We start from the raw sequence: 15,644 nt of genomic DNA on the forward strand, positions 1-15,644 counted from the left end.
CAGCTAAATCATAGGTCTCTTGACAAGAATATTCATTAACGAAGCGAGAATTTTACGATGCGGATCGCAAAATTAATATTTAGCACCTTATTAACTTTATGTATTTTAGGTTTAGTCGCAGGCGGAATGCTGTATTTCCACCTAAAATCGGAATTGCCCTCAGTAGAAGCATTAAAAACCGTTGAATTACAACAGCCAATGCAGATTTATACGGCCGACGGTAAATTAATTGGTGAAGTGGGTGAGCAACGACGTATTCCAGTGAAATTAGCAGATGTGCCACAACGCTTAATTGATGCATTTTTAGCGACAGAAGATAGCCGCTTTTACGATCATCACGGATTAGACCCTATCGGCATTGCCCGTGCGTTATTTGTTGCAGTGAATAATGGTGGGGCATCACAAGGTGCAAGTACGATCACCCAACAATTAGCGCGTAACTTTTTCTTAACCCCAGAAAAAACTATTATTCGTAAAGCTCGTGAAGCCGTGCTTGCGGTAGAAATTGAAAATACCCTCACTAAACAAGAAATCTTAGAGCTTTATTTAAACAAAATCTTTTTAGGCTATCGTTCTTATGGTGTTGCAGCTGCTGCACAAACCTATTTCGGTAAATCATTAAATGAATTGACGTTATCGGAAATGGCCATTATCGCAGGTTTACCAAAAGCACCTTCAACCATGAACCCACTTTATTCTTTAAAACGTTCAGAAGAACGCCGCAATGTGGTGCTAAGCCGAATGTTGGATGAAAAATACATCAGCAAAGAAGAATATGATGCTGCATTAAAAGAGCCTATTGTCGCGAGTTATCATGGTGCAAAATTTGAATTTCGTGCTGATTATGTCACTGAAATGGTACGCCAAGAAATGGTTCGCCGTTTTGGTGAAGAAAATGCCTACACCAGTGGTTATAAAGTATTTACCACTGTACTTTCAAAAGACCAAGCTGAAGCCCAAAAAGCCGTACGTAACAACTTAATTGATTACGATATGCGTCGTGGGTATCGTGGTGGTGCGCCTTTATGGCAAAAAAATGAAGCGGCTTGGGATGATGAACGTATTCTAGCATTTTTACGTAAATTGCCAGATTCTGAACCATTTATTCCGGCGGCTGTGGTTGGCATGGCAAAAGGTGGGGCTGATCTATTATTAGCATCTGGTGAAAAAATGACACTATCCACTAATGCAATGCGTTGGACTGGCAGAAGCAATCCTGTAAAAGTAGGTGAGCAAATTTGGATTCGTCAACGCACTAATGGTGAATGGCAATTAGGACAAATTCCAGCAGCTAACTCTGCATTAGTATCGCTTAACTCAGATAATGGTGCGATTGAAGCTATTGTTGGTGGCTTTAGCTATGAACAAAGTAAGTTCAACCGTGCGACACAATCCTTAGTTCAAGTGGGTTCTTCTATCAAACCATTTATTTACGCAGCGGCATTAGAAAAAGGCTTAACACTTTCTAGCGTACTACAAGACAGCCCAATTTCTATTCAAAAACCAGGACAAAAATTGTGGCAACCAAAAAACTCACCTGATCGTTACGATGGTCCAATGCGGTTACGCGTAGGATTAGGTCAATCCAAAAATATGATTGCTATTCGCGCTATCCAAACGGCAGGTATTGATTTCACAGCAGAATTTTTACAGCGTTTTGGCTTTAAACGTGATCAATATTTTGCAAGTGAAGCCTTAGCGCTTGGCGCAGCCTCTTTCACACCATTAGAAATGGCTAGAGCTTATGCGGTGTTTGATAATGGAGGCTTCCTCATTGAACCTTATATCATTGAAAAAATTCAAGATAACACGGGTAAAGATCTATTTGTTGCAAACCCTAAAATTGCTTGTATTGAGTGTAATGATATCCCTGTGATTTATGGTGAAACGAAAGATAAAATCAACGGCTTTGCGAATATTCCTTTAGGCGAAAATGCCTTAAAACCATCAGATGACAGTACAAACGGTGAAGAAGTTGATCAACAACCTGAAACTGTGCCTGAATTGCCAGAATTACAGTCAAATGTCACCGCACTTAAAGAAGATGCGATTAATTTAATGGCGGATGCAAAAAATGGTTCATCTAAAACTGAATATGCCCCTCGAGTAATCAGTGGTGAGTTAGCATTTTTAATCCGCAGCGCCTTAAATACTGCGATTTATGGTGAACAAGGTTTAGACTGGAAAGGAACTAGCTGGCGTATCGCACAAACCATTAAACGTAGCGATATAGGTGGAAAAACAGGTACTACCAACAGTTCAAAAGTGGCTTGGTATGCGGGATTTGGTGCAAACTTAGTAACCACAACTTATGTCGGGTTTGATGATAACAAACGTGTACTTGGGCGTGGAGAAGCAGGTGCAAAAACTGCAATGCCAGCTTGGGTCGCTTACATGAAAACTGCATTGAGCGACAAACCAGAACGTAAATTACCATTACCACCAAAAATTATGGAAAAAAGTATTGATACTATGACAGGTTTGCTTTCTCCATCTGGTGGACGAAAAGAATACTTTATTGTAGGTACTGAACCGACACGCACCTATCTTTCGGAAATGCAAGAGCGTGGTTATTATGTTCCTACAGAGTTACAGCAACGCTTAAATAATGAAGGTAATACGCCAACGCCTGCTGCACAACCAGAAGAACTCTTCTAAAAATGACCGCACTTTAAGTGCATAATCAGGCGAGTCAATTGGCTCGCCTTCGTTATTAAACAAAGGATATATTATGCTGAGTTATCGTCACTCATTCCATGCGGGCAATCATGCTGATGTCTTAAAACATATCGTCTTAATGCTTATTTTGGAAAACCTTAAACTTAAAGAAAAAGGCTTTTTTTATTTGGATACGCACTCTGGTGTGGGTCGTTATCGTTTATCCTCAAACGAATCAGAAAAAACGGAGGAATATAAAGAAGGTATTGGACGCTTGTGGGATCAAACAGACTTACCCGAAGATGTTGCTCGTTATGTAAAAATGATCAAAAAACTCAATTATGGTGGTAAAGAACTACGTTATTACGCTGGCTCACCGTTAATTGCCGCGGAATTGTTGCGCCCACAAGATCGCGCACTATTGACCGAGCTTCATCCTAGCGATTATCCAATACTTCGCAATAATTTTAGTGACTACAAAAATGTCACCGTGAAATGTGACAATGGCTTTCAACAAGTCAAAGCAACGCTACCGCCAAAAGAACGCCGTGGCTTGGTGTTAATTGATCCACCTTATGAATTAAAAGAAGATTATGATCTTGTCGTCAAAGCCATTGAAGAAGGCTATAAGCGTTTTGCTACTGGCACTTATGCGATTTGGTATCCCGTTGTATTACGCCAACAAACTAAACGTATTTTTAAGGGCTTAGAAGCAACAGGGATTAGAAAAATTCTAAAAATTGAACTCGCCGTTCGCCCTGATAGCGATCAACGAGGCATGACAGCAAGCGGTATGGTGGTAATTAATCCACCTTGGACATTAGAAACCCAAATGAAAGAAATTTTGCCTTATCTCACAAAAACATTAGTTCCAGAAGGTACAGGAAGCTGGATTGTCGAATGGATTACACCAGAATAACCATCTCTTCCCATTCTAAACCCTACTAAATTTCACCGCACTTTACTTCAAAAGTGCGGTGAAATTTTCTGAGATTTTAAATACCCCAAATCATTAACCCCACTGTTCCCAAAAGCCCATTTTTTCGCTAGAATGCACGCAATTTTGACTTAATAAAGGATAACATTATGTTTGGAAAAGGCGGTTTAGGCGGCTTAATGAAACAAGCCCAACAAATGCAAGAAAAAATGCAAAAAATGCAGGAAGAAATCGCGCAACTAGAAGTAACGGGTGAATCTGGTGCAGGTTTAGTGAAAATCACAATTAATGGTGCACATAACTGCCGTCGCATTGACATTGATCCGTCTTTAATGGAAGACGATAAAGAAATGTTAGAAGATTTAATCGCAGCTGCTTTTAACGATGCGGTACGTCGTGCAGAAGAATTACAAAAAGAAAAAATGGCATCGGTTACTGCTGGAATGCCATTACCTCCAGGAATGAAGTTTCCGTTTTAATTATTGGGCGCGTGAATATAAGATTCACGCGTCATCTCTCATTTGCCTCTCATTAAATCACTATGCAAAGCAGCCCACTTTTAGAACACCTTATTGAAAACTTGCGTTGTCTTCCAGGCGTAGGGCCTAAATCTGCGCAACGTATGGCTTATCATCTTTTACAGCGTAATCGTAGCGGTGGAATGAATTTAGCTCGAGCACTCACAGAAGCTATGTCTAAAATTGGCCATTGTTCACAATGTCGAGACTTTACGGAAGAAGACACTTGCAACATTTGCAACAATCCACGCCGTCAAAATTCAGGTTTGCTTTGTGTCGTTGAAATGCCAGCAGATATTCAAGCGATTGAGCAAACGGGGCAATTTTCAGGACGTTATTTTGTTTTAATGGGACACTTATCACCACTTGATGGTATTGGACCTCGTGAAATTGGCTTAGATTTACTGCAAAAACGTTTAGTAGAAGAATCTTTCCATGAGGTAATTCTTGCGACAAACCCAACAGTGGAAGGCGATGCAACAGCAAACTACATCGCTGAAATGTGCCGCCAGCACAATATCAAAGTGAGTCGTATCGCTCATGGCATTCCAGTCGGAGGCGAACTGGAAACTGTGGACGGCACAACGCTTACTCACTCTTTTCTTGGTCGTCGTCAAATCGACTAATCTTCTCATACCATTATGCGTTTATTTATCGCCGAAAAACCAAGCTTAGCTCGCGCTATTGCTGATGTGCTCCCAAAACCCCATCAACGTGGGGATGGTTTTATTCAATGTGGCGATAATGATGTGGTAACTTGGTGTGTAGGGCATTTGCTCGAGCAAGCAGAACCCGATGCCTATGATCCTAAATTCAAACAATGGCGTTTAGAACACCTACCTATCATTCCTGAAAAATGGAAACTTTTACCGCGAAAAGAAGTTAAAAAACAACTTTCTGTGGTAGAAAAACTAATCCATCAAGCTGATACACTTGTTAATGCAGGAGACCCTGATAGAGAAGGACAATTACTTGTAGATGAAGTGTTCAGTTATGCCAATTTATCCGCCGAAAAACGCGATAAAATTTTACGCTGTTTGATTAGCGACCTAAATCCAAGTGCGGTAGAAAAAGCGGTTAAAAAATTACAACCCAACCGTAACTTTATTCCTCTTGCCACATCCGCTCTCGCACGAGCTCGCGCCGATTGGCTTTATGGCATTAATATGACAAGAGCCTATACCATTCGTGGTAGACAAACTGGCTATGATGGCGTGCTGTCTGTTGGCCGAGTGCAAACCCCAGTGCTAGGCTTAATTGTACGTCGAGATTTGGAAATTGAACATTTCCAACCCAAAGACTTTTTTGAAGTAGTAGCTTGGATTAATCCAGAGAATAAAGAAGAAAAAACTCAGGAGAAATCAACCGCACTTTTTAGTGCCTTATGGCAACCAAGCAAAGCTTGTGAAGATTACCAAGATGATGACGGCAGAGTGCTATCTAAAGGATTAGCAGAAAACGTTGTAAAACGTATTACAAATCAACCAGCAGAAGTCACCGAATACAAAGACGTTCGTGAAAAAGAAACGGCGCCCTTGCCTTATTCCCTTTCTGCGTTACAAATTGATGCAGCGAAGCGATTCGGTATGTCTGCTCAAGCCGTATTAGATACGTGCCAACGCCTATATGAAACTCATCGTTTGATTACTTATCCACGTTCTGATTGTCGCTATTTACCCGAAGAACATTTTGCCGAACGCCATAACGTATTAAATGCAATTTCAATCCATTGTGAAGCTTATCAACGCTTACCAAATGTCATTTCAACTGAACAGAGAAATCGCTGTTGGAATGATAAAAAAGTAGAAGCTCACCATGCAATCATTCCGACTGCCAAAAATCGCCCAGTAAATCTAACACAAGAAGAACGTAATATTTACAGCCTTATCGCTCGCCAATATTTAATGCAATTTTGTCCTGACGCAGAATATCGTAAAAGCAAAATCACATTAAATATCGCCGGCGGTACTTTTATAGCTCAAGCGCGAAATTTACAAACAGCTGGATGGAAAGAATTGTTAGGCAAAGAAGACGACGCAGAAAATCAAGACCCCTTATTACCAATAGCAAAGAAAGGACAAATTTTGCATTGTGAACGCGGAGAAGTGATCAGTAAAAAAACTCAGCCGCCAAAACCTTTCACGGATGCAACCTTGCTTTCTGCAATGACGGGGATTGCGCGATTTGTACAGGATAAAGAACTCAAAAAAATTCTGCGAGAAACGGATGGATTGGGTACAGAGGCTACTCGCGCTGGCATCATTGAATTACTTTTTAAACGCGGTTTTTTAACGAAAAAAGGGCGAAATATTCATAGCACAGAAACTGGGAGAATTTTAATTCAGGCATTACCAAATATTGCCACCCAACCAGATATGACGGCCCATTGGGAATCGCAACTCACAGACATTAGTCAAAAACAAGCAACCTATCAGCAATTTATGCATAACTTGAATCAAATGTTGCCTGATTTAGTCCGTTTTGTAGATCTTAATGCATTAAGACAATTAAGCCGCATTAAAATGATTAAATCCGATAGAGTGAAACCTAAAAGTGCGGTAAAAAAATCGAGTAAATCAAACGGTGAAACTGATTAAAGTTAAACCAATTAATATTTTTTTTATGCAAAGCACTTGCGAGAAAATTGAATTTTCTATAACATTCACGACCAGTTTTCTTGCAAAATTGCAAATTAGAGAGAAAAAATGTATCAAGTTCTTTTATTTATTTATGTTGTTGTCGCGATTGCCTTGATCGGGTTTATTCTCGTTCAACAAGGTAAAGGAGCGAACGCTGGCGCATCTTTTGGTGGTGGCGCATCAGGTACAATGTTTGGCTCTGCTGGTGCAGGTAACTTTTTAACACGTACTAGCGCGATTTTAGCAACCGCATTTTTTGTTATTGCTCTTGTTTTAGGTAACATGAATTCACATAAAGGCAATATTCAAAAAGGTGCTTTTGACGATTTATCACAAGCTGCAGAGCAAGTTCAGCAACAACAAGCAGCTCCAGCGAAAGACAATAAAAATAGCGACATCCCACAATAAAATAGGATTAGCATAAAAAATTAACGCTCTGGTGGTGGAATTGGTAGACACGCTATCTTGAGGGGGTAGTGACCATAGGTCGTGCGAGTTCAAGTCTCGCCCAGAGCACCATTTGACTGAACGTAACCCCGCGACTAATCGCGGGGTTTTGTTTTATCTACTATTATTGGATTTATCTTATTTCCCTTCTCATATTCCATCACAATACGATCTCCAGGATTCAATATCAAAAACAACAAACTATAGAAGATAAAACCTGATTATTAGATATAGCAAAGAGTTTTCCTTGAATGCCATCTAAAGGCCTTATTTCATTATTACAAGCTATACAACATATCAAAGAAATTATCCCTTCTATAACAAGATCTAATCCTTATAAATGTACACAAGGTCCATATGAATGTTTTTCTTTATTAATTCAGCTCATCAATGTAAATACAAAAGAAAGAAGATAAAGAAAAAAGGATAGGAAGAAAGAGAATTAATTCTGATGCTTAATAACTTCTGTTTTAAACAGGGAAATAATTTATGTGCTGGAATAAGAGATAGCAAAAAGCCGCTAAAATTCTTTAGCGGCTTTTCTGAATTTGGCTCCTCCTGCGGGACTCGAACCTGCGACATATGGATTAACAGTCCACCGTTCTACCGACTGAACTAAGGAGGAAATGGTGCCTCGAGGCGGAATCGAACCACCGACACGGGGATTTTCAATCCCCTGCTCTACCGACTGAGCTATCGAGGCGTTATCATTATTGGCTACTGCCTGACAACGGAGCGTATTAAACTATTTTTTCGGGATTCGGTCAACACCTAAATTTAAAAAAATACAAAAAAACGTTGCGTTTGAATAGTTAATCATCAATATGTTTATTAAAACAACGAAATAATAAAATTATTTCAAAATAAACCGCACTTATTATAAAAAATGCTCGATGGCATTTCCCAACGAGCATTTTTGATTATCTGAAAAAATTCAATTATCGTCTGACACGGAATTTTTTCTGTGCCTTATCAACTTTCAACAAATAATTGCGAGCCTGTGATGATGGGTGAGCCGTCGTTAGAATTCGATAAACTTGCTCTGGATACATTTGGTTTATTTTGTAAATCGCCATATCCTTATCATTATCAAAAACACGTAATACAGCACCCGCACCGCTATTATAAGCAGAAATCATTGCAAAACGTTTTGAGGTTGGATTCGTAATTCCATCTAAATATTGATTTTGTAAAATCCATAAATAAGATACGCCAGCATCAATATTATTCGCAGGATCATATAAATAACGCGTTGATGGTTGACCGCCCTTTCCTTTCATTGCAAACACATCTCGACCTGCAGTATGAGGCACGACTTGCATTAATCCAATAGCATTTGCATAGCTAATCGCATATGGGTTAAAACTCGATTCTGTTTGCATAATACCTAAGATCAAACTTTCATCAATGCCATAACGTTCAGCCGCTTTACGAACCAATGGTAAATATTTCTGTGCACGCACTTCTACGTGATTTGCAATCATTGGAATCGCAACAAATTGCACGGTATGCCCGTTTTGTAATCGACGAGTTTGTAATTTATTTTGAATCAAGTAAGTGGCGAAATTACTTGCGATAACTTGATTAGCAATTTGTTGCCCTTGATGATCCACAACCTGACCTAAAAGGAATGGGCGAGAGCTAATCGGCACATCTCCAGATGCAAATAAATCAATACCTTTTGCATCCGCCCCCATTAACAAGGTATGGACAATCGCATTGTGTAATCGATTGAGATCTTGCTGGGTTTCAATAACGATATTACCTTCATCAAAACTCACGTGGCTACGCGTATAAAAAGAATCTGTATATTTCACGTAATCTTTTCGACTAGCTACTAACAATTCATTTACGCCCCAAATACGGTCAATATTATGCGAGAATTGCCCTGTGAGGATATCTAAGCCTTGCGTGTCTTTTGCAAAGGACTCATCATAATTCATGCCTCCACGATTCAACGAATCGCTACAAGCATACAAAAGCGGTAATAATGCTAATACTAAATACTTTTTCATTGTATAACAGCCAATTAATTTGATGGAGGAACATAACCTTCAATATGAACATCTTTACCTTCAAACAAAAAATTTACCATTTCTTGTTCTAACAATTTACGGTGTTCCGCATTCATCATATTGAGTTTTTTCTCATTCACTAGCATCGTCTGTTTCTTAATCCATTCACCCCAAGCTTTCTTACTCACTGAATCAAAAATTCGTTTACCTAATTCTCCAGGATAAAGTTGGAAATCTAAACCTTCCGCTTCTTGTTTGAGATACTCACAAAAGACCATTCTTGCCATAATAATTCCTTGCAAATTGTATTAAAAGATTCTTCACAGGCTGAGCCAGCCCGATCTGTTCAGGATTTTGCGGATCATACCAATATTTGACCACACTTGATAGATTTGATTGATATTCTTTTGGGCTTTCCATGATTTTGCGCCAATCTAAATTCACTTGCTCAATATTAATTCCACCGTCCATTTCTGCATAAATAGGATGGATATCTAAATGAAAATGGCTAAAGGTATGACGAAAAGCTGGCCATTCTTGATAATAGCTGACTTTTTCTTGCGCTAAAAAATTAAGTAACGAAGCTTTATCTTCAAATTGTGGAAAACAAAATAATCCGCCCCATAACCCCGAGTTTTCTCGCTGCTCTAAGCACACTTTGCCATTTTTAGATAAAATCAAAAAATAAGTGTCTTTTTCAGGCATATCTTTTTTAGGCTTTTTGGCAGGAAACGTTTCCCAACTATGATTTTGATAAGCTAAGCACTCCAAATTTAATGGGCAAAGCTCACATTTTGGTTTGGTTCGCGTACATACCATCGCGCCAATATCCATCATAGCTTGATTAAAATCCGCCACACGATCTATGGGTGTAACCTGTTCCGTCAACGTCCACAAATGATTTTCTACTTTTTTCTCACCAGGCCACCCTTCAACAGTAAAATAGCGAGCTAACACTCGCTTTACGTTGCCGTCTAAAATTGGATAAGGCTGATTTAATACGGAAGATAAAACGGCCCCAGCTGTCGAGCGCCCCACGCCTGGTAACGCCCAAACCTGGTCAAAATTTGTTGGGAAATTTCCATTAAATTCATCCCGCACTTTCTGAGCAGCCTTATGCAAATTACGCGCCCGAGCGTAATAGCCTAAACCAGACCATAAATGCAAAACTTCGTCTTGCGAAGCATTGGCAAGTGCGGTGATATTTGGAAATGTTTTAATAAATCGCTCAAAATAAGGAATGACTGTCGCGACTTGTGTTTGTTGTAACATCACCTCAGAAAGCCACACACCATAAAGCGTTTTATCTTGTTGCCACGGCAAATGTTTGCGGCCAAATTTGTCATACCATTTCAGCACCGATTGTGCAAAAGGTGCGTTACTTGAAGATTTTGCTAACATAAAAGAAAAGTGCGGATTAAAAATCCGAATGATTTTACACGAAAATAGGGCTTGTTTATCTGTATTTTTTCAGTATAATCCGCGATCTATTTGGTGCCAATTATGGCGTATTATTAACTCACGCGGTGTGAGGAGAAAGTTCTTATAGCGGCGTGGCTTCATTTTGAGGTTTTCTATGAAACAAGGTATTCATCCTGAATATAAAGAAATCACAGCAACCTGTTCTTGTGGTAATGTGATCAAAACTCGTTCAACTTTAGGTAAAGACATCAATCTTGATGTATGTGGTAACTGCCACCCATTCTACACTGGTAAACAACGTGTTGTTGATACTGGTGGTCGTGTTGAGCGTTTCAACAGCCGTTTCAAAATTCCAAGCACAAAATAATTTGGACTTGTTTAAAAAACCCCGCCAATTTGCGGGGTTTTGTTTTATCAATAAGATAAAATGTTGCTCATTTCAACAAACTAGTTTACAAACTCATCGCATTCTCAACCTGAACGAAAAAGCCTTTATCATTCAAAATAATGCTGTAATCTGTTTGATAACTTTTTCCATCCGTCACTACTAAAGCATGGCAGCTTCGAATGCCTTTTTGTGGATAAAATTGCGTTTCTCTTGCTTGAAGAATTTGTTTCACCATCATGCTGGTTTTGGTTGAATCGCCTTGCTGCTTAAATGCATCAGATAGCACTTTTGACACAGAAAAATCATTACACTGTGGTACGATCACGGGCTTATAAACTGATTTCTCCTTTATAGCTTTTTTATGTTTTGCTGAAACAACTGTTGTCGGTTTTTTCTCAATAGATGTCTTAGGTTTCGAACTAATTTCCTTTACCAAAGCTTTAGGCTTTTTGTCTGTCAATTTCACAGCTTGTTTTTTATTTTTAGTACTCATTTTCTTGGTTAGAACTAATTTAGTTTCTTTTGTTTTTTTAGTTTGTTGTTTTTTATCTAAAGATTTGGTTACTACAATTTTTTTATTTATTTGATTTTTATGTACTGGTGCTGCAGTAACTGATGTTGTAAAAAATGGCAACCACACCAAAATGAACGTTATCAATTTTCTCATTCATGTCTCCTTAAACGTAAAGTGCGGTTAAAATTAACCGCACTTTGAATGTTAAATTAAAAAAGTAAAGCGATAAATTAAAGGTAGTAATGTTCTACGTAATTTAATTTATCATCTAGTTTTAATACTAAAGGTTGACCTGTTGGAATTTCAAAATCCATAATTTCAGCATCAGAAATACCGATAATATGTTTTGCCAACGCACGGAGTGAGTTACCGTGAGCAACAACTAAAACACGTTTGCCAGAAAGCATTGCTGGTGCAATTTGGTCTTCCCAGAATGGAAGTGCACGCTCTAAAGTAATTTTTAAGTTTTCTGCATTTGGCACTACGTCGGATGGAATATTTGCGTAACGACGGTCATTGTGTGCAGAATTTGGATCTTGTGGATCTAGATCTGGTGGAGAAATGTCATAAGAACGACGCCAAATATGAACTTGTTCGTCACCGTATTGTTCCGCAGTCGCTTTTTTATCTAAACCTTGTAAAGCACCATAATGACGTTCATTTAAACGCCAGTTTTTCACTTGAGGAATCCATAATTGATGGGATTCTTCTAATACGATGTTACAAGTTTTGATTGCACGAGTTAGCACAGATGTAAATGCGATATCAAACTCATAGCCAGCATCTAATAATTTTTTGCCCGCTACTTTTGCTTCTTCTACACCACGTTCTGTTAAATTTACATCACGCCAGCCAGTGAACAAGTTTTTCGCATTCCATTCACTAAAACCGTGACGGATAAATACTAATTCCATAAGAATCTCCTAAAATTTAAGTAAAAGATAACTCACACTTTATAGCAAAAATTGAGTATGTTTAAAAGCAGAAAGGCGAGTTTTCCTGATCTTTAGCAAAAAATAGAGGCTAAACTTTTTCGCCTTTTAACAAATATGATAAGATTTGTGCGATTTTAAGAATTTAGGAAAAATTATGCTGTATTCGGGATTAAACAAAAAAATATCGCCATTTTTCACCGCACTTTTTAGCTGCGGTTTGTTGATTTTTTCCCCAATAAGCCATGCCTCCGATCTTAACCAGATTCAAAAGCAAATTAAGCAACAAGAATCTAAAATTGCTGAACAAAAACGCGTGCAAGCTAAGTTACAAGCTAATTTGAAAAACCATGAAAGTAAAATTAATGCTGTCGTGGGTGAACTGCATGAAACAGAAATAAGCTTGAAAGAAATTCGTAAGCAAATTTCTGACTCAGATAAACAACTCAAACAATTGGAAAAACAAGAATCTGAACAAAAATCACGCTTAGCGAAACAAATGGATATGATTTATCGATCAGGTTTAAATCCTTCCGTCATTGAAAGAATGTTTTCTAAAAATGCGGAAAAAGCAGAACGCATGAAAGTGTACTATCAACATTTAAACCAAGTTCGAATAGAAATAATTGATAGTTTAAAAGCAACACAAGCTCAAATTGTATCCCAAAAAGAATCAATTTTAGGTCAGCAAAAAAATCATCGAGATCAACTTTTAACGCAAAAAAAACAGCAACAAGAATTACAAAAATCACAACAAGAACGTCAATCTATGCTAAATGAACTTAATAAGAATTTGGCGAGAGATCAAAATAAATTGGATAGCCTAAAGGCTAATGAACAAGCGCTCCGTCAAGAAATTCAACGTGCAGAAAAAGCGGCTTTAGAACAAGAAAAAAGAGAGCGTGACGCGCTTTCACAGCGACAACAAGCTGAAGAAAAACGGACTTCAAAACCTTATCAACCGACAGCACAAGAACGTCAATTGCTTAACAGTACAAGTGGTTTAGGGATTGCCAAAAAACAATATTCAGCACCAGTTTCAGGGCCAACTTTACATAATTTTGGAACTATTCAGGCAGGTGAAGTTCGTTGGAAAGGTATGGTTATTGGTGCCTCATCTGGAACTGCAGTCAAAGCCATTGCAGCTGGACGTGTCATTTTAGCTGGGTATTTGAATGGCTACGGTTATATGGTCATCGTCAAACATGGTGAAACCGACTTAAGTTTATATGGTTTTAATCAAGCCGTATTGGTAAAAGTTGGTCAACTTGTTTCTGCGGGACAAACTATTGCTCAAGTGGGCAATACTGGTGAAATTTCGCGTTCCGCACTCTATTTTGGAATTAGCCGAAAAGGCACACCAGTGAATCCAACTGGATGGATTCGTTAATGAAACTTCTCATAAAAAGTGCGGTGAAAAATTTCATCGTTTTTTCTATCGCACTTTATACTTCCATCTCCCTTGCGCAAAATAAACTTGCTATTGTTATTGATGATGTCGGCTATCATCTCAAAGAAGATGCTGCTATTTTTGCAATGCCGCGTGAAATTTCCGTCGCCATTATTCCTGCTGCGCCTCATGCTCGAGCACGTAATCAAGAAGCCAAATCTCAAGGCCGAGACATTTTAATTCATATGCCGATGCAACCTATGAGTGCGGTGAAAATAGAGGATGGAGGACTACATTTAGGAATGTCTTCAGCACAGGTCAATGATCGGGTAAATACAGCCAAAAATATCGTGAATGATGCAATTGGCATGAATAATCATATGGGTAGTGCAGCTACAGCCGATCCCCAATTAATGACTTATTTAATGACCGCACTTCAAGAAAAACATTTATTCTTTTTAGATAGTCGAACAATAGGAAAATCTGTAGCTGGAAAAATAGCAAAAGAACAAGGGGTTCGTTCATTAGATCGCCACGTATTTTTAGATGATAGTAACGAACTAGCTGACGTTCAACATCAATTTCAAGCTGCAATTCAATATGCAAGGAAACATGGTACCGCGATTGCGATAGGACATCCTCGTCCAAATACAATAGCGGTGTTACAAGCAGGTCTTAACAATTTACCAGCAGATATCCAACTTGTCGGAATGGGCAATTTATGGCGTAATGAAAAAGTAATCCCGCCTAAACCATTTATTTTATTATTTACAGAAATGCCTGCGCCAACTTCAATGGAACCTTTTAAGCCCGTAGGATTACTACGTGGAATTCCAAAATAACAATCCGCACGTAAAACGTGCGGATTGTTATTTAGAAAGTGCATTTCTTAATTTACCTTGATGTCTTTCTAATAATGCCTTCGCCTCTAATTTTGATAAATTACTTAAAATCATCATAATTGCAAGCTTGGCATTTTGCTCTGCTTCAATTAATGTCTGCTCAGCGAGCACTTTATCGCAATCTGTTGCTTGCATCACAATACGCACAGCGCGTGCTTTAAGCTTTTCATTACTGGCTTGTACATCGACCATCAAATTTTCGTAACATTTACCCAATAAAATCATACTTGCCGTAGTCAGCATATTCAGTACCATTTTTTGTGCTGTGCCAGATTTTAAGCGGCTAGAACCCGTCAATATTTCAGGACCAACAATAGTCTCTATCGCAATATTGGCTATCTCAGCCATCGCTGATTTTGGATTGCTCGCAATAGAAATTGTCAAAGCACCAATAGATTTAGCGTACCGAAGACCTGCAATAACATAGGGTGTCCGGCCACTTGCAGCGATGCCTACTAATACATCATTTTTTGAAAAATTTATGCTTTGTAGATCCTCAAGTACAGCTTTCGTATTGTCTTCCGCCCCTTCTACGGGATGGCGGATAGCATGTCCGCCCCCCGCAATAATACCTTTGACCATTTCCGAAGACACACCAAATGTCGGGGGGCATTCTGACGCATCCAATACGCCGAGACGACCGCTCGTCCCAGCCCCAATATATACTAGACGCCCGCCCTGTTTAAAAGCATGAACGATTTTATCTACCGCTAACGAAATCTCTGGCAAACATGCTTCAATAGCTAAAGGAACTTGTTTATCTTCCTTATTCATTAATCGAACAATATCTAAAGCACTTTGACGATCAATATCAACTGAGTTCGGATTTCGTTGTTCCGTAATTAACGTGGATAAACTTTTTAATATAATGTCATTCATATT

General features: G+C 38.7%; 15 protein-coding genes and 3 tRNA genes. 10 read left to right on the forward strand and 8 right to left on the reverse strand.

Annotated elements, in window-relative coordinates; genetic code table 11:
• Positions 1–57: 57 nt before the first annotated feature.
• The 7 genes from AC6H0J_RS01645 to AC6H0J_RS01675 all read left to right on the forward strand — a co-directional run bounded on the left by AC6H0J_RS01645 (position 58) and on the right by AC6H0J_RS01675 (position 7,271).
• Positions 58–2,658, forward strand: a complete 2,601-nt coding sequence (locus tag AC6H0J_RS01645) for a penicillin-binding protein 1A (RefSeq protein WP_497512738.1) — start codon at positions 58–60, stop codon at positions 2,656–2,658.
• 73 nt (positions 2,659–2,731) lie between these two features.
• Positions 2,732–3,577, forward strand: a complete 846-nt coding sequence (locus tag AC6H0J_RS01650; protein WP_497512739.1) for a 23S rRNA (adenine(2030)-N(6))-methyltransferase RlmJ — start codon at positions 2,732–2,734, stop codon at positions 3,575–3,577.
• A 167-nt stretch (positions 3,578–3,744) separates the two neighbouring features.
• Positions 3,745–4,074 (forward strand): YbaB/EbfC family nucleoid-associated protein, encoded by a 330-nt coding sequence (locus tag AC6H0J_RS01655; RefSeq protein ID WP_005629464.1) that lies wholly within the window; start codon positions 3,745–3,747, stop codon positions 4,072–4,074.
• Positions 4,075–4,136: 62 nt separating this feature from the next.
• Positions 4,137–4,739, forward strand: coding sequence for a recombination mediator RecR (gene recR, locus AC6H0J_RS01660; protein WP_005626527.1), 603 nt, complete (start codon positions 4,137–4,139; stop codon positions 4,737–4,739).
• A gap of 15 nt (positions 4,740–4,754) precedes the next feature.
• Complete coding sequence (locus tag AC6H0J_RS01665) at positions 4,755–6,710, forward strand: DNA topoisomerase III (protein ID WP_497512740.1); 1,956 nt, start codon at positions 4,755–4,757, stop codon at positions 6,708–6,710.
• A 108-nt stretch (positions 6,711–6,818) separates the two neighbouring features.
• On the forward strand, positions 6,819–7,160 hold the full coding sequence (gene secG / locus AC6H0J_RS01670; protein WP_005691381.1) for a preprotein translocase subunit SecG: 342 nt from the start codon (positions 6,819–6,821) through the stop codon (positions 7,158–7,160).
• 25 nt (positions 7,161–7,185) lie between these two features.
• Positions 7,186–7,271 (forward strand) — tRNA-Leu (locus AC6H0J_RS01675).
• A gap of 477 nt (positions 7,272–7,748) precedes the next feature.
• Here the strand turns inward: AC6H0J_RS01675 and AC6H0J_RS01680 are convergent.
• The 5 genes from AC6H0J_RS01680 to mutY form a co-directional block, all read right to left on the reverse strand.
• A tRNA-Asn gene (locus AC6H0J_RS01680) sits at positions 7,749–7,824 on the reverse strand.
• Positions 7,825–7,826: 2 nt separating this feature from the next.
• Positions 7,827–7,902 (reverse strand) — tRNA-Phe (locus AC6H0J_RS01685).
• A 235-nt stretch (positions 7,903–8,137) separates the two neighbouring features.
• Positions 8,138–9,214, reverse strand: a complete 1,077-nt coding sequence (gene mltC / locus AC6H0J_RS01690; protein ID WP_032826606.1) for a membrane-bound lytic murein transglycosylase MltC — start codon at positions 9,212–9,214, stop codon at positions 8,138–8,140.
• A gap of 14 nt (positions 9,215–9,228) precedes the next feature.
• Entirely contained in the window at positions 9,229–9,501 is a 273-nt protein-coding gene (locus AC6H0J_RS01695) for an oxidative damage protection protein (protein ID WP_005625838.1), read from the reverse strand.
• Positions 9,479–10,615: an A/G-specific adenine glycosylase gene (mutY, locus tag AC6H0J_RS01700; RefSeq protein WP_046953237.1), complete on the reverse strand. Its 1,137-nt coding sequence runs from the start codon at positions 10,613–10,615 to the stop codon at positions 9,479–9,481. The genes AC6H0J_RS01695 and mutY overlap by 23 nt, the downstream gene beginning before the upstream one ends.
• 175 nt (positions 10,616–10,790) lie before the next feature.
• Here mutY and rpmE point away from each other — a divergent pair, with 175 nt between their 5' ends.
• The gene (gene rpmE / locus AC6H0J_RS01705; protein WP_005625828.1) at positions 10,791–11,003 is read left to right on the forward strand and encodes a 50S ribosomal protein L31; all 213 of its coding nucleotides are present in this window, start codon (positions 10,791–10,793) and stop codon (positions 11,001–11,003) included.
• 85 nt (positions 11,004–11,088) lie between these two features.
• Here the strand turns inward: rpmE and AC6H0J_RS01710 are convergent, their stop codons facing one another.
• Together AC6H0J_RS01710 and AC6H0J_RS01715 are read right to left on the reverse strand one after the other, a co-directional pair.
• Positions 11,089–11,691, reverse strand: coding sequence for a hypothetical protein (locus AC6H0J_RS01710; protein ID WP_046953238.1), 603 nt, complete (start codon positions 11,689–11,691; stop codon positions 11,089–11,091).
• 77 nt (positions 11,692–11,768) lie between these two features.
• Positions 11,769–12,452, reverse strand: coding sequence for a 2,3-diphosphoglycerate-dependent phosphoglycerate mutase (locus AC6H0J_RS01715; RefSeq protein WP_118817478.1), 684 nt, complete (start codon positions 12,450–12,452; stop codon positions 11,769–11,771).
• A gap of 175 nt (positions 12,453–12,627) precedes the next feature.
• Between AC6H0J_RS01715 and envC the strand changes: the two genes are divergently transcribed.
• Together envC and AC6H0J_RS01725 are read left to right on the forward strand one after the other, a co-directional pair.
• Complete coding sequence (envC, locus tag AC6H0J_RS01720; protein ID WP_005625826.1) at positions 12,628–13,860, forward strand: murein hydrolase activator EnvC; 1,233 nt, start codon at positions 12,628–12,630, stop codon at positions 13,858–13,860.
• Positions 13,860–14,702 carry a divergent polysaccharide deacetylase family protein gene (locus tag AC6H0J_RS01725; protein ID WP_005625825.1) on the forward strand — a complete coding sequence of 281 codons (843 nt, stop codon included), beginning with the start codon at positions 13,860–13,862 and terminating at the stop codon, positions 14,700–14,702. Before envC ends, AC6H0J_RS01725 begins: the two co-directional genes overlap by 1 nt.
• A gap of 27 nt (positions 14,703–14,729) precedes the next feature.
• Here the strand turns inward: AC6H0J_RS01725 and murQ are convergent, their stop codons facing one another.
• Positions 14,730–15,641: an N-acetylmuramic acid 6-phosphate etherase gene (murQ, locus tag AC6H0J_RS01730; protein WP_005625824.1), complete on the reverse strand. Its 912-nt coding sequence runs from the start codon at positions 15,639–15,641 to the stop codon at positions 14,730–14,732.
• Between the last annotated feature and the right edge of the window lie 3 nt (positions 15,642–15,644).

The organism is Haemophilus sp. THUN1691 (assembly GCF_059704425.1).

Coding starts and splice junctions, on each gene's coding strand:
- AC6H0J_RS01645 (WP_497512738.1), top strand. CDS start 58: ATGCGGATCGCAAAATTAATATTTAGCACCTTATTAACTTTATGTATT.
- AC6H0J_RS01650 (WP_497512739.1), top strand. CDS start 2,732: ATGCTGAGTTATCGTCACTCATTCCATGCGGGCAATCATGCTGATGTC.
- AC6H0J_RS01655 (WP_005629464.1), top strand. CDS start 3,745: ATGTTTGGAAAAGGCGGTTTAGGCGGCTTAATGAAACAAGCCCAACAA.
- recR (WP_005626527.1), top strand. CDS start 4,137: ATGCAAAGCAGCCCACTTTTAGAACACCTTATTGAAAACTTGCGTTGT.
- AC6H0J_RS01665 (WP_497512740.1), top strand. CDS start 4,755: ATGCGTTTATTTATCGCCGAAAAACCAAGCTTAGCTCGCGCTATTGCT.
- secG (WP_005691381.1), top strand. CDS start 6,819: ATGTATCAAGTTCTTTTATTTATTTATGTTGTTGTCGCGATTGCCTTG.
- mltC (WP_032826606.1), bottom strand. CDS start 9,214: ATGAAAAAGTATTTAGTATTAGCATTATTACCGCTTTTGTATGCTTGT.
- AC6H0J_RS01695 (WP_005625838.1), bottom strand. CDS start 9,501: ATGGCAAGAATGGTCTTTTGTGAGTATCTCAAACAAGAAGCGGAAGGT.
- mutY (WP_046953237.1), bottom strand. CDS start 10,615: ATGTTAGCAAAATCTTCAAGTAACGCACCTTTTGCACAATCGGTGCTG.
- rpmE (WP_005625828.1), top strand. CDS start 10,791: ATGAAACAAGGTATTCATCCTGAATATAAAGAAATCACAGCAACCTGT.
- AC6H0J_RS01710 (WP_046953238.1), bottom strand. CDS start 11,691: ATGAGAAAATTGATAACGTTCATTTTGGTGTGGTTGCCATTTTTTACA.
- AC6H0J_RS01715 (WP_118817478.1), bottom strand. CDS start 12,452: ATGGAATTAGTATTTATCCGTCACGGTTTTAGTGAATGGAATGCGAAA.
- envC (WP_005625826.1), top strand. CDS start 12,628: ATGCTGTATTCGGGATTAAACAAAAAAATATCGCCATTTTTCACCGCA.
- AC6H0J_RS01725 (WP_005625825.1), top strand. CDS start 13,860: ATGAAACTTCTCATAAAAAGTGCGGTGAAAAATTTCATCGTTTTTTCT.
- murQ (WP_005625824.1), bottom strand. CDS start 15,641: ATGAATGACATTATATTAAAAAGTTTATCCACGTTAATTACGGAACAA.